The sequence below is a fragment of the Amycolatopsis vancoresmycina genome (assembly GCF_000716785.1).
Classification (GTDB): Bacteria; Actinomycetota; Actinomycetes; order Mycobacteriales; family Pseudonocardiaceae; genus Amycolatopsis; species Amycolatopsis vancoresmycina.
In genome coordinates, this window is the sequence record NZ_JNYY01000002.1 from 434,974 (window position 1) to 447,353 (window position 12,380).

At 71.4% G+C, this 12,380-nt stretch carries 12 protein-coding genes; 10 read left to right on the plus strand and 2 right to left on the minus strand.

All coding sequences use genetic code 11. The features are described from left to right. The first annotated feature begins 18 nt into the window (after positions 1–18). Positions 19–855: a LysR family transcriptional regulator gene (locus OO60_RS07570; protein ID WP_003072809.1), complete on the plus strand. Its 837-nt coding sequence runs from the start codon at positions 19–21 to the stop codon at positions 853–855. Between the two features lie 4 nt (positions 856–859). On the opposite strand, the gene OO60_RS07575 is transcribed toward OO60_RS07570, so the two are convergent. Then, positions 860–1,516 (minus strand): response regulator, encoded by a 657-nt coding sequence (locus tag OO60_RS07575; protein ID WP_003072807.1) that lies wholly within the window; start codon positions 1,514–1,516, stop codon positions 860–862. After that, the gene (locus OO60_RS07580) at positions 1,513–2,682 is read right to left on the minus strand and encodes a sensor histidine kinase (protein WP_420835548.1); all 1,170 of its coding nucleotides are present in this window, start codon (positions 2,680–2,682) and stop codon (positions 1,513–1,515) included. Before OO60_RS07580 ends, OO60_RS07575 begins: the two co-directional genes overlap by 4 nt. Positions 2,683–2,782: 100 nt before the next feature. Here OO60_RS07580 and OO60_RS07585 point away from each other — a divergent pair, with 100 nt between their 5' ends. The 9 genes from OO60_RS07585 (at position 2,783) to OO60_RS07625 (ending at position 12,371) form a co-directional block, all read left to right on the plus strand. Next, positions 2,783–4,393, plus strand: a complete 1,611-nt coding sequence (locus OO60_RS07585; RefSeq protein WP_205624126.1) for a dynamin family protein — start codon at positions 2,783–2,785, stop codon at positions 4,391–4,393. A gap of 59 nt (positions 4,394–4,452) precedes the next feature. Further along, positions 4,453–5,100: a hypothetical protein gene (locus tag OO60_RS07590; RefSeq protein ID WP_003072799.1), complete on the plus strand. Its 648-nt coding sequence runs from the start codon at positions 4,453–4,455 to the stop codon at positions 5,098–5,100. A gap of 45 nt (positions 5,101–5,145) precedes the next feature. Next, complete coding sequence (locus OO60_RS07595; RefSeq protein ID WP_033261067.1) at positions 5,146–5,622, plus strand: YqeB family protein; 477 nt, start codon at positions 5,146–5,148, stop codon at positions 5,620–5,622. Then, positions 5,619–6,233, plus strand: a complete 615-nt coding sequence (locus OO60_RS07600) for a TetR/AcrR family transcriptional regulator (RefSeq protein WP_003072793.1) — start codon at positions 5,619–5,621, stop codon at positions 6,231–6,233. Before OO60_RS07595 ends, OO60_RS07600 begins: the two co-directional genes overlap by 4 nt. Positions 6,234–6,251: 18 nt before the next feature. Beyond that, the gene (locus tag OO60_RS07605; RefSeq protein WP_003072791.1) at positions 6,252–6,638 is read left to right on the plus strand and encodes a nucleotide exchange factor GrpE; all 387 of its coding nucleotides are present in this window, start codon (positions 6,252–6,254) and stop codon (positions 6,636–6,638) included. Then, positions 6,635–8,473: a dynamin family protein gene (locus tag OO60_RS07610; protein ID WP_003072789.1), complete on the plus strand. Its 1,839-nt coding sequence runs from the start codon at positions 6,635–6,637 to the stop codon at positions 8,471–8,473. Before OO60_RS07605 ends, OO60_RS07610 begins: the two co-directional genes overlap by 4 nt. A gap of 101 nt (positions 8,474–8,574) precedes the next feature. After that, positions 8,575–9,267 carry a hypothetical protein gene (locus tag OO60_RS07615; protein WP_003072782.1) on the plus strand — a complete coding sequence of 231 codons (693 nt, stop codon included), beginning with the start codon at positions 8,575–8,577 and terminating at the stop codon, positions 9,265–9,267. 349 nt (positions 9,268–9,616) lie between these two features. Beyond that, positions 9,617–11,440 carry a phosphoenolpyruvate carboxykinase (GTP) gene (locus tag OO60_RS07620; protein WP_003072779.1) on the plus strand — a complete coding sequence of 608 codons (1,824 nt, stop codon included), beginning with the start codon at positions 9,617–9,619 and terminating at the stop codon, positions 11,438–11,440. Positions 11,441–11,528: 88 nt separating this feature from the next. After that, a complete protein-coding gene (locus OO60_RS07625; protein WP_081911158.1) occupies positions 11,529–12,371 on the plus strand; it encodes a TIGR03621 family F420-dependent LLM class oxidoreductase in 843 nt (280 codons plus the stop codon). Positions 12,372–12,380: the final 9 nt, after the last annotated feature.

A 12,380-nucleotide genomic window follows, 5' to 3' on the forward strand; every position in this document is an offset into this window, starting at 1 on the left:
TGCGGGTAGCCTGGGCGGGTGGACTCGAGGGAGCTGCGGTACTTCGTCGCGGTCGCCGAGGAACTGCACTTCGGCCGGGCCGCCGAACGCCTCGGCATCGCCCAGCCGCCGCTGTCGCGGACGATCGCCCAGCTCGAGCGGCGGCTCGGCGTGGCGCTGCTGGAACGCACCAGCCGCAAGGTGACGCTCACCGGCGCGGGATCCGTGCTGCTGGCCGAAGGCCGGGCGGTCCTCGGCGCGCTGGCCGCGGCGGAGCGGCGCACCCGGGCGGCCGCGACGACTCCGGCCACGCTCGTCCTGTCCGCCAAAGCCGGCGCCTCCGGCGAACTGCTGGCGAAACTGCTCGACGCGTACGCGGCCGAGCCGGGCGCGGTCCCCGTCGACCTGCTGCTCTGCGAGTCCCAGCCCCAGCAGGCGCTGCACGACGGCCGGGCCGACGTCGCCCTGCTGCACGAGCCCTTCGACTCGACGGCCGGCCTCGACACCGAAACCCTGCGCACCGAGGGACAGATCGCGATCCTCCCCGCCGCGCACCCGCTGGCCGGGCGGCCCCACCTCCGGCTCGCCGAGGTCGGTTCGCTGCCGCAACTGCCGCTGGCCCGCTGGCCGGGCCCCGACGGCAGCTACCCCGACGGCCCCGGCGCGGAAGTCCGCAACCAGACCCAGCTCCTGCAGCTGATCGCGCTCGGCCGCACCACGGTGGTCATGCCCGAGTCCAGCCGCGCCAACCTGCTCGAGGGCCTGGTCGCCGTGCCGGTCACGGACGCGCCGACGGTGACGACGGTGATCGCGTGGCCGCCGCACAGCCGCTCCCTGGCCCTCGCCGCCCTGGTCCGCGCGGCCACCCGGCTCTGACGGTTCAGCCGAGACCGGGGCGCGCGAGACCGGTTTCGTAGGCCAGCACCACCGCCTGCACCCGGTCCCGCAGCTCCAGCTTCGCCAGGATCCGACCGACGTGCGTCTTCACCGTCGCCTCGGACAGGAACAGGGCCTCGGCAATCTCCAGGTTCGACATGCCCTTGGCGATCAGCACGAGCACCTCGCGCTCGCGGTCGGTGAGCACGTCCAGCTCGGCGGTGTCCCGCATCGGCGAGCCGCCGGTGCCGACGAACCGGTCCAGCAGGCGGCGGGTCACCGACGGCGACACCACCGCGTCGCCCGAAGCGACCGCGCGCAGCGCCGAGACCAGGTGGTCGGGCTGGGTGTCCTTGAGCAGGAACCCGCTCGCGCCGCCCTGCAGCGCCGCGTAGACGTACTCGTCGAGGTCGAACGTCGTCATCACCAGCACACGGGCGGTGCCCGCGGCGACGATCCGCTTCGTCGCCTCGACGCCGTCGAGCACCGGCATCCGGACGTCCATCAGCACGACGTCGGGCCGCAGCTGCGCGGCCAGCTCGATGGCCTGCGCGCCGTCGCCCGCCTCGCCGACGACGTCGATGTCGGCCTGCGCACCCAGCACCATCCGGAACCCGACGCGCATCAGTTCCTGGTCGTCGACGACCACCACCCGGATCACTTGTCCAACCTAACCGGCAGGGCCGCGCGGACCTGCCATCCACCGCCCGGAGCCGGGCCCACGTCCAACGTTCCGCCGTACACGTGCGCGCGTTCGCGCATGCCGATCAAGCCGTTGCCGCCCGGCAGCCGGGGGTCGCGCCGCCCGGCCGGGACCAGCTGCCCGACGCCGGCGCCGTCGTCGGACACCAGCACCTCCACCAGGTCGCCGGTGCGCTGGACCCGCACCGACGCGGTCGCGCCGCGCCCGGCGTGCTTCAGCGTGTTCGTCAGCGACTCCTGCACGATCCGGTAGATCCCGAGCGAGACACCGGCCGGCAGGTCGCCGAGCTCGCCGAGCTCCAGCTCCACCGGCACGCCGGCGGTGCGCATCCGGTCGGCCAGCTCGGCGAGGGCGTGCGCGTCCGGCTGCGGCACCCGTGGCTCGCCGTCGGCGTCGTCGCTGCGGAGCACGTCCAGCAGGCGCCGCAGCTCGCCGAGCGCGCCGCGGCCGGTCTCGGAAATCGTTTGCAGGGCCCGCTGAGCGAGCTCGGGGTTGCTCTGGAGCGCGTACGACGCGCCGTCGGCCTGCACGACCATGACGCTCACCGCGTGCGCGACGACGTCGTGCAGCTCGCGCGCGATCCGCCCGCGCTCCTCGGCCACCGCGATCCGGGTGGCCTGGTCCCGTTCGGTCTCGAGCAGGTGCAACCTGGCCTCCACTTCCACGTCGTAGGCGCGCCGGGCCCCGACGAACTCGCCGAGGGTCCAGCACAGGGCGATCCCGAACGCCAGGAACAGCGCCGAGATCAGGAGCTCGTCCGCCGGGCCGAGCGCCAGCTGCAGGGCCGACCCGGCGATGACGGCACCGACGTACACCAGCCCCGGCCGCCGCCCCGCGTAGACGACGACCGAGTAGATGCTCATCGCCAGCGCGGCGACGCTGGAGATGCCGAGCTGGAGCGTTTCGTGCACGACACCGATCACCAGCACGACGTACGCCGACCACAGCGGCGACTTCCGCCGGAACACCAGCGGCGCCACCATGGCGATGTTCACCGGCACGGCGATGTACCAGGGCGGCATCTCGGCGATCTCGGCGAACCCGTCGGCGGCGAACAGCAGCATGTCGACCAGGCCGAGCAGGACGGCCAGCACGGTGTCGCCCGCCATGGGGTGGGCACGCATCCAGAGACTCAGCCGTCGCACCACCCAACCCTAGGTCGCGCGGCGGAGATCGCGCGTCGGTCGGCGGGACCACCTTGGGTGCGACCTCGGGATGAGGCCCATGGCACGATTCACGGGTTGTCGCTTCGACCGGGGAGGACTGGGGGCCGTGACGTCACCCGAGCAGGGCCGGCTCGCGGGTCCGCTGTCGATGTCGGTGGCCAACCTGTGCCACCGCCTGCAGTCGCAGGTCTCCGCGCGCACCGCCGCCGGGTTCGCCGAGGTGCTGCGCCGGCTCGGCGCGCCGCTGCAGGTGGCCGTGGCCGGCCGGATCAAGTCGGGCAAGTCCACGCTGGTCAACGCGCTGATCGGGCGCCGGGTCGCGCCGACCGACATCGGTGAGTGCACCCGGCTGGTGACCCGGTTCCAGTACGGCACGGTCGACCGTGTCGAGATCGTCTTCGCCGACGGCCGCAAGCAGGTGCTCCCGTTCGCCGCCGACGGCATGATCCCGGCCGAGCTCGGCGTCGACATCGAGCAGGTGTCGCACATCGAGGCGTACCTGACCAACGCCGTCCTGCAGGGCATGACGGTGATCGACACCCCCGGCCTCGGCTCGCTCGACGCCGCTTCGGTGTCCCGCACCGAGCAGCTGCTGGGCGCGGCGAAGCACCGCAAAGAAGAGGACGATGAGGGCTCCGACGAGCTCGACGACACCTCGCGCAACGCCGTCGCCGGCGCGGAAGCCGTCCTCTACGTCGTCACCCAGGGCGTCCGCGCGGACGACCAGCAGGCCCTCGCCGCCTTCACCGCGGCCACCGCGAGCCGCGAGGCGGGCCCGGTCAACGCGATCGCCGTGCTCAACAAGGCCGACACCATCGCGCCCGAGTCGGTCGACGGCGCGGGCGGCGACGTCTGGAAGGCCGCGACCCTGCTCGCCGAGAAGCAGGCGTCGACGCTGAAGCCGCGCGTCGCCGACGTGCTGCCGGTGATCGGCCTGATCGCCGAATCCGCCGAGTCCGGCGGCTTCACCTCCGCCGACGCCGAGGCCCTGCGGCAGCTCGCCGTCCTCGACGACGACGTCCTGCAGACCATGCTGATCTCGGCCGACATCTTCACCAGCTGGGAGTGCGACGTCCCGGCGGGCACCCGGCTGCGGCTGCTGGAGAAGCTCGACCTGTTCGGCGTCTCGCACGCCGTCGAGGCCATCCGCAAGGAACCGGAGATCACCGCGGGCGCGTTGCGGCGATCGCTGCTCGACGCGTCCGGCCTGGAAGCGGTCCGGCAGCGGCTGTCGATCGTGTTCGCCGCCCGCGCCGACGGCATCAAGGCGGCCGCGGCGCTGGCGTCGGTGACCGCGCTCGCGCACGCCTCGGGCGACCCGGCGGAACGCCAGCGCGTCCACGACGCCATCGAGGTCCTGCTCGCCAAGCCCGAGGCCCACCAGCTGCGGCTGCTCGAAGCGCTGACGCTGGTCGCGTCCGGCGCGGTCGACATGCCGGAGGACCTCTCCGAAGAGGTCCTGCGGGTGGGCAGCAACGCCGACATCGGCGCCCAGCTCGGCAAGCCCGGTGCCCCGCGGCCGGAACTGGCCGCGCACGCCCTCGAGCGGGCGGGCTGGTGGCGCTCCTTCGCGTCCTTCGGCGCGACGCCGGCGCAGAGCCGCGTCGCGCACGTCGTGCACCGGGCGTACTTCTTGATCTGGCAACAGGTCCGCGAGCCCCAGGGCTGAGTTTGTCTCTGCTTGCCGACTTCTCCTGAACACGGCGTTTCCCCGCGTACTGTGAAAACGTGCGCCTAGAAAACACGACTTCCTGGCGAGCGAGCTGGGGCAGCGAGAGCGAGATCGACGTCGCGCTGTACATCCGCGATGCCCTGGCCCTGTCCGTTTCCGAGGGCCAGGTGCTGCCGCCGGTGGAGCCGCAGGTCCCGGTGCACGTCCCGCCGGGGGTCGACCGCGCGGCCGTCCAGGCCCAGTGGGCCGACTGGTGGGTCGACCTGCTGGCCTTCCTCCGCCAGCGCGAGGACCCGGACCCGCGCAGCCCCCGCACCCGCTACGGCCGGCCGGCGCTCGCGGTGGGTTCGGCGATGCGCCAGGCGGTCGACTTCTTCGGCCCGGCCGCGGCCCGCCACTTCGCCAACGCGCGCGGCCCCGCGCTGCGCGGCGCGGGCGAGCCGATGGGCGGGACGCCGTGGGCGCCCGGTTTCTACCGCAGGCAGATCGTCGCCAGCGAGCGGCTCGGCCAGCTGGTGCGCGAGGCTGAAGTGCGGCTGGGTCGCCGCGCGTACCCGTTCCGCCTGAACGTCATCGAGATCTCGGTCGCCGGCGCCATCTGGCTGCGCACGGCCGACGACCAGCTGCTGGTCTCGTCCCGCCTCGCCGAGGACGGCCCGGGCCTGGAAGTGGTCCTGCGCACGGTGATCGACGAACTGGTCTGAGACCCGGCTTTCATAAACCGAGCACGCGGTCGGATAATGAGCGGCATGGAGACGACCGTCGACGAGCCGCCGTGGCTGCGCACCGGGTCCTGGATCGGCTGCCCGCTCATCGGCGGCGCGCTGGGCGTGGGTGTCTGGGCCGTCGCCGCCTGGGTCGGCGACCTGCCCGCCTTCCCGTTCCAGGGCGTGTTCAAGGTGCTCACGAAGCTGCCGCAGCCGTGGGCGACGCTGGCCGCGGTCGCCGGCGGGCTGGTGCTCGGGCTGGTGTTCGCCGCGATCTGGGCCCGCGATCGGCTGGTCGTCACGGTGTCGCCGACCCGCGTCACGCTGGTCCGCGGCGACCGGACCCGCCGCATCGAGGCCGAGCTCGAAGCCGTCTACCTCGACGGCAAGGAACTCGTCCTGCGCACCACCGACGGCCGGGAGATCGCCCGCGAGAAGACCGACCTCACCGGCCGCGAGCTGGCGCCCGCCTTCGCCGAGCACGGCTACCCCTGGCAGGACGAGCCGGTCGAGCGATGAGGACCGTCGACCCGGCCAAGCGCGCGGCGAAGCGCCGCGCGATCGTCGACGCCGCCGCAGGCTGCTTCGCCGAGAAGGGCTTCGAGCGCACGACGACGGCGGACATCTGCCGGGCCGCGGGCATCAGCTCCGGCAGCCTCTTCCACTACTTCCCCAGCAAGCGCGCGGTGTTCACGGCGATCTTCACCGACGACGCCGCCGAGACGGCCGAGCGCCTGGCCGCCGCGGCGAGGACGGACGACCCGCTGGCGGCGCTGCTCGACGTCGTCGCCGAACTGGCCGGCCAGCTCGCGCACCCCGCGGTCGTCCGGCTCGTGCTGGAGGCCGCCGCCCAAGCGGCCCGCGACGCCGAGTTCGCCGAGCTGATCCGGCGCAACGACGCCGCCCTCCGGGACGGCCTCGCCGTGCTGGTCACCCGCGCCGCCGTCGCCGGGCTGATCGACCCCGGCGTCGCCCCGCGTGCGGCCGCGGGCTGGGTCGCCGGGCTGATCGACGCGATGATTTCGCGGGCCAGTCTCGACCGGGACCTCGATCTGGCGGCCGAACAGGCGATCCTCCGGACGATCCTGATCCGGTTCCTTCGCCCGGTTTCGCCGCCGGACGGCGGCTGAGTCCGCCAGACTGTCGGCATGGCGTGGTTTCGCAAGGACGGAACCGAACGCGGTGCCGCCGCGTCGGACACCGATGTGCACCCCTTGCAGCAGGTAAGCGATCTCGACCGTGCCCTCGCGGACCGCCAGGCACTGATCCAGATGTGCCTGTACGCGCTGGACCGCGCCCGCAGCGGCGGCGTCGTCGAACGCCTCGAGGAGGGCCTCGCCGCGATCGGCGTCCAAGCCCTGCGGCCCGTCGGCGAGCGGTTCGACCCGGCCCGGCACGAAGCCGGCGGCGCGGTCCCGACCGAAGACCCGGCGCTCGACGGCATCGTGGCGGAAACCGAGGTCACCGGCTTCGCCGACCACGACCGCCTGCTGCGCGCCCCGGTCGTCACCGTCTACGCGAAGAAGAACCCGTGAGCGCACCGACCGCGCCGAGCCTGCCCACGCAGGTCGCCGCAGCCCGAGACCAGCTGCTGACCGTCGTGCGCGAGGCCGATCCGGCCGCCGCCAAGTGGGTCGAGGACATCCGGAAGGCCCGGCCGAAGAAGCCGGCCGTCGTGGTCGTCGGTGAGACGAACCGCGGGAAGAGTTCGCTGGTCAACGCGCTTCTGGCCAGCCCGGGACTGTCCCCGGTGGACGCCGACGTCGCCACCGCGACCTACCTGGTGTTCGACCACGCGGACACCTGGGGTGCGCAGGCCTGCTACCCCGGCCAGCTCGCGCCGGTGCCGATCGACCTCGGCCAGCTGATCCACTGGGTGTCCGCCGCGCACGAGCTCCCGCCGGGCCAGCTCCCGCCGCGGTACGTCGAGGTCACCGGCCCGGTGCCGCTGCTCGACCGCCTTTCGCTGGTCGACACCCCCGGGGTCGGCGGGCTCGACTCGATGCACGGCGAGTTGGCGAAGGAAGCCGCCGCGGGCGCGACCGCGCTGCTGTTCGTCGTCGACGCCTCGGCGCCGTTCACCTCGACCGAGCTGCAGTTCCTCCGTGACGTCGGCGAGCGCGTCGAGACCGTGGTGTTCGCGCTGACCAAGGTGGACATGTTCCGCGGCTGGCGCGAGGTCATGGAGGCCGACCGGCAGCTGCTGCGCGAGCACGCACCCCGGTTCGCCGACGCGGTGTTCCACCCGGTGTCGGCGCGGATGTTCGAGACCGCGGCGAAGGCGCCCAACGAGCAGATGGCCGCGATGCTGCGGGAGAAGTCCGGCGTCGCGGCGATCCAGACGGCGTTGCAGGAGCTGCTCGTCGGCCGCTCGGCGATGCTCGGCGAGGCGAACACGCTGCGCGCGCTGTCCAGCGCGCTGGGCGAGCTGAAGGCGAAGCTGCAGGCCGAAAGCCGGGCGCTGTCCGCGGGCGAGGCCGAGGCCGAGCAGCTGCGCGAACGCCGTGACCAGCTGCAGGCCGAACGCCGCAGCTCCACCCGCGGCTGGCAGCTGAAGCTGCGCGGCGAGGTGCAGCGCACGCGCGTCGAGGTCGGGCACGAGAGCGCCCGGCAGATGCGGGACGCGCAGACCCACTTCCGCCAGCTGATCGACGCGGCCAAGCGCGACGAGCTGGCCGCGTTGCCGCAGCAGGTCGACATCGCGCTGCAGACGACGTCCCAGCGGATCTCGATGCTGCTCTCGCAGCGGCTGAACCAGGTCACCAACGTCTCGCTGTCGGAGCTGTTCTCGCCCGAGGAGCTCGACGTCATCCGCGCGCAGTTCGCCCGGGCCGGCGGCCCGCCGGTGGTGCTGCGGCCACCGGACAAGAAGCCGCCGACGGCCGAGGACAAGCTGCTCGTCTTCATGGGCATCTCCGGCGGCGTCGGCGCGGGCAAGGTGGCCGCGCTGCCGCTGGCCGGTGTCGCGATCCTGAACCCGGTCGTGCTGCCGGCGACGATCATCATCGGCCTCGGCGCGGGCTGGTGGATGGCCCGCACCCGCAAGCACGCGGCCGACAAGCAGCACATGAAGCAGTGGCTGGTCGAGGCCATCGCGGACGCCCGCTCGACGCTCGACCAGCTCGTCGCCGAGCAGCTCATCGAGGCCGAGCAGCAGCTGTCGATGGCGCTGGACGAAGCGCTCGGCCGGCGCATCGACGCGATCGAAGCCGAGCTCAAGGAAGTCGACAAGACGATCAAGATGGGCGCGCAGGAACGGGCCAAGAAGATCGCGATCGTCTCGAAGCGGCTCAAGGAGGTCAGCGACGGCCGCGAGCGCGCCGAAACATTCCTGACGCGCATCCGGGCACTGCGGGACAAAACCGCCTGAGCACCGGTCCGGTTGTGGAGCGGAACCGAACGGGCCTACGGTGAGTCATACCCTCAGACAGCAGGTCGGAGCGTGTTACCCGGTTCGAAGGGGGAAGTCCCATGTGGGTCGACGAGAGTGGCGGCAGCGACACCGACGCGAGCAGCCCGGACGCGATGACCGTCCACGTCGACGGCCAGGAGTACCAGGCCGAGGTCAACTACGACGTGAACGAAGACGGGGTGAACGACACCGCGATCATCGAGCACGACGACGGCTCGGCCCAGGCCTTCATCGACACGAACCACGACGGCGAGGCCGACCACTACGCCGTGCTGGACGAGAACGGGAAGGTCGTCGACCAGGCCGTCTACGACGAGGCCAGCGGCCAGTGGGTCGAGGACGGCTCCGGCGGCCACGACCACTCCGACACCGGCGGCCGGGACGACAGCGCCGGCGGCCACATCCACGCGGACATGCCGGACGGCGAGGTGGACGCGGGGGTCGCGACCATCGACACCGACCACGACGGGCACAACGACACCGCCATCGTCGAGACGAAGAGCGGCGGCACCATCGCCTTCACCGACAAGGACGGCGACGGCGAAGCGGACATCGCGGTGCAGACCGAAGCCGACGGCACGACCACGACGTTCGAGCACACCGGACACGGCCAGTGGACCGAGGTCTCCAGTGGACTGATGAACGACGGCGATCCGGCCGCGGACGCCGCTTGGGGCGAGGCCGGCACGCAGACGCTGGAGGGCGTCGCGCGCATCGACTCCGGCACCGGGCAGTGGATTTCGCCGAACTGAAAGTGACCCAGGTCATAGTTTGAAAGCCCGGGGCTGCGGCCTCGGGCTTTCTTCATGTCTTCAATGAAAACGAGCAGGTCACAGCTGTGTCCCGGGCCACGGGAAGATTTTCACCGAATGCACCGATCAAGTGACATCTGAATCGATTCCCTTATCGTTCTTGTGAGAGAACCTACACGTCAGCTCTCGGTTACTTGCCGGTCATGCGGCTACTCTCAGGGAATCCCAAATCGCGCACACCGGTTCGCCAGCCGGTGCGCGAAGCCATTCGGTCGCCGGCAATGTCGCCCGCACCGGGACAGCGTTGTTCCGGTGTGGGCGCTTTTGTCGTCGGAAGTCAGGAGTAGAGATGACCGCAGTCGCCATCCCCGGACTGGACACCGCGCCGACGACGCACACTGGCGTGCTGTCCTTCGTCCGGGAGGTCGCCGAACTGACGACCCCGGACCGTGTGGTGTGGGTCGACGGGTCCGACGAAGAAGCCGCCCGGATCAACCAGGAGCTGGTCGAGGCCGGCACGTTCGTGCAGCTCAAGTCGAAGCCGAACTCCTTCTGGGCCACTTCCGACCCGAACGACGTCGCCCGCGTGGAGGACCGGACCTTCATCTGTTCGGAGCGTCCCGAGGACGCCGGGCCGACGAACAACTGGATGGACCCCGCCGAGATGAAGGCCACCATGACCGAGCTCTTCCGGGGCTCGATGCGCGGCCGCACGATGTACGTCATCCCCTTCTGCATGGGCCCGCTCGGCGACGACAATCCCAAGCTGGGTATCGAAATCACGGATTTCGCCTACGTCGTCGCCTCGATGCGCGTGATGACCCGCGCCGGCAAGGCCGCACTCGAGAAGTTCATCGCGCCCGACGGATCCGAGCGTGAATTCGTGCCCGCGCTGCACTCGGTGGGCCACCCGCTCGAACCGGGCGAGCAGGACGTTTCCTGGCCCTGCAACGAAACGAAGTACATTTCGCACTTCCCCGAGGAGCGCGCGATCTGGAGCTACGGCTCGGGTTACGGCGGCAACTCCTTGCTGGGCAAGAAGTGCTACTCGCTGCGCATCGCGTCGGTGATGGCGCGCGACGAGGGCTGGCTCGCCGAGCACATGCTGATCCTCAAGCTGATCTCGCCCGAGGACAAGGTCCACTACGTGGCGGCCGCGTTCCCGAGCGCTTGCGGCAAGACCAACCTCGCCATGCTGCAGCCGACCATCCCGGGCTGGCGCGCCGAGACCCTCGGTGACGACATCGCCTGGATGCGCTTCGGCGAGGACGGCCGCCTGTACGCGGTCAACCCCGAGTTCGGCTTCTTCGGCGTTGCGCCGGGCACCGACTGGCACACCAACCCGAACGCCATGCGCACGATCGAGAAGGGCAACACGGTCTTCACGAACGTCGCCCTGACCGACGACGGCGACATCTGGTGGGAGGGCATGGAGAACAAGCCCGAGCACGCGACCTCGTGGAAGCACCAGGACTGGACGCCGGACTCGGACGAGAAGGCCGCCCACCCGAACTCGCGCTACTGCACGCCGATGTCGCAGTGCCCGATCCTCGCGCCGGAGTGGGACGACCCGAAGGGCGTGCCGATCTCGGCGATCCTGTTCGGCGGCCGCCGCAAGACCACGGTCCCGCTGGTGAACGAGGCCCGCGACTGGCAGCACGGCGTCTTCATGGGCGCCACGATGTCGTCGGAGACGACGGCCGCGGCCGCCGGCGCGGTCGGCAACGTCCGCCGCGACCCGATGGCGATGCTGCCGTTCCTCGGCTACCACGCCGGTGACTACTTCAAGCACTGGCTGAACCTGGGCAAGAACGCGGACGCGAACAAGCTGCCGAAGATCTTCTACGTCAACTGGTTCCGCCGCGGCGACGACGGCCGCTTCCTGTGGCCGGGCTTCGGCGAGAACTCGCGGATCCTGAAGTGGGTCATCGAGCGCGTCGAGGGCAAGGGCAACGCCGTCGAGACGCCGGTCGGCTTCGTGCCGCGGGCCGAGGACCTCGACACCGAGGGCCTGACCGAGCCGATCGAGGACATCCAGGCCGCCCTGGACGTCAAGCCCGAGGAGTGGCGCGAGGAGCTGCCGCTGATCGAGGAGTGGTTCGAGAAGATCGGCGACCAGGTCCCGACGTCGCTGCGGGACGAGCTCGACGCACTGGCCCAGCGCCTCAGCTGAGCCCCCTGCCGCAGCTGGTCGTGAGTGAAAAAGAGGGTTCTAACCCTCTTTTTCACTCACGACCACTTGCCCCGGTAATTTCGCGACTATGAGATCCTTTCGCTTCGGGGTGGCCCTGTACGTGCCCGGTTCACGGGCCGAGTGGATGGCGAAGTGCCGCCGGGCCGAGGACCTCGGCTACGACGTCGTCGGCGTGGTCGACCACCTCGGCCGGGTCGCGCCGATCCCGGCCCTGCTCCTCGCCGCCGAGGCCACCGAGCGGATCCGGCTGAACACCTACGTCCTCAACGCGAGTTTCCACAACCCGGTGCTGCTGGCCAGGGACGTCACCGCGCTCGACGAGCTCACCGGCGGCCGGCTGGAGATCGGGATCGGCGCCGGGTACGTCCGCGAAGAGTTCGAAGCCGCCGGGATCGACTGGGGCACGCCCGGCCGCCGGTTCGGCCGGGTTGCCGACGTGGTCGCCGAGCTCGAGCGCGCGTTCGACGGGCGCCCGCGGCCGCCGCTGCTGCTCGGCGGCCGCGGCGACCGGATGCTGACCTTCGCCGCCGCGCACGCCGACACCATCGCCCTCACCGGCACGGCGCCGGGGGCGGCCGAGGGGCGGCTGGCCCTGGCCGACTCCGGCGCGCTCGCCGAACGCGCCGACTTCGTGAAGCGGGTGCTCGACGGCCGGGACGCCGAGCTGAACCTGATGGTCCACTTCGTCCGGATCACCGATGACCGGCGGGCGGCACTGGAAGCGGCCCACCAGCTCGTGCCGCACCTCGACGTCGAGGAGCTCGGCACGCTGGCCACGGTCCTCGCCGGCTCCGCGGACGGGGTGGCCGAGCAGCTGCGGCGGACCCGCGAAAGCCTCGGTGTCAGCTACTTCACGGTGCTCGAAGACGATCTGGACCGGCTGGCGCCGGTGATCGAGCGGCTCCGCTGAGTACCTTGG

Bases quoted from the DNA above. Each gene is read 5' to 3' on its own strand.
- OO60_RS07580 (WP_420835548.1), bottom strand. From the start codon at position 2,682: ATGCGTGCCCACCCCATGGCGGGCGACACCGTGCTGGCCGTCCTGCTC.
- OO60_RS07615 (WP_003072782.1), top strand. From the start codon at position 8,575: ATGTGGGTCGACGAGAGTGGCGGCAGCGACACCGACGCGAGCAGCCCG.
- OO60_RS07625 (WP_081911158.1), top strand. From the start codon at position 11,529: ATGAGATCCTTTCGCTTCGGGGTGGCCCTGTACGTGCCCGGTTCACGG.
- OO60_RS07605 (WP_003072791.1), top strand. From the start codon at position 6,252: ATGGCGTGGTTTCGCAAGGACGGAACCGAACGCGGTGCCGCCGCGTCG.
- OO60_RS07620 (WP_003072779.1), top strand. From the start codon at position 9,617: ATGACCGCAGTCGCCATCCCCGGACTGGACACCGCGCCGACGACGCAC.
- OO60_RS07600 (WP_003072793.1), top strand. From the start codon at position 5,619: ATGAGGACCGTCGACCCGGCCAAGCGCGCGGCGAAGCGCCGCGCGATC.
- OO60_RS07595 (WP_033261067.1), top strand. From the start codon at position 5,146: ATGGAGACGACCGTCGACGAGCCGCCGTGGCTGCGCACCGGGTCCTGG.
- OO60_RS07585 (WP_205624126.1), top strand. From the start codon at position 2,783: ATGGCACGATTCACGGGTTGTCGCTTCGACCGGGGAGGACTGGGGGCC.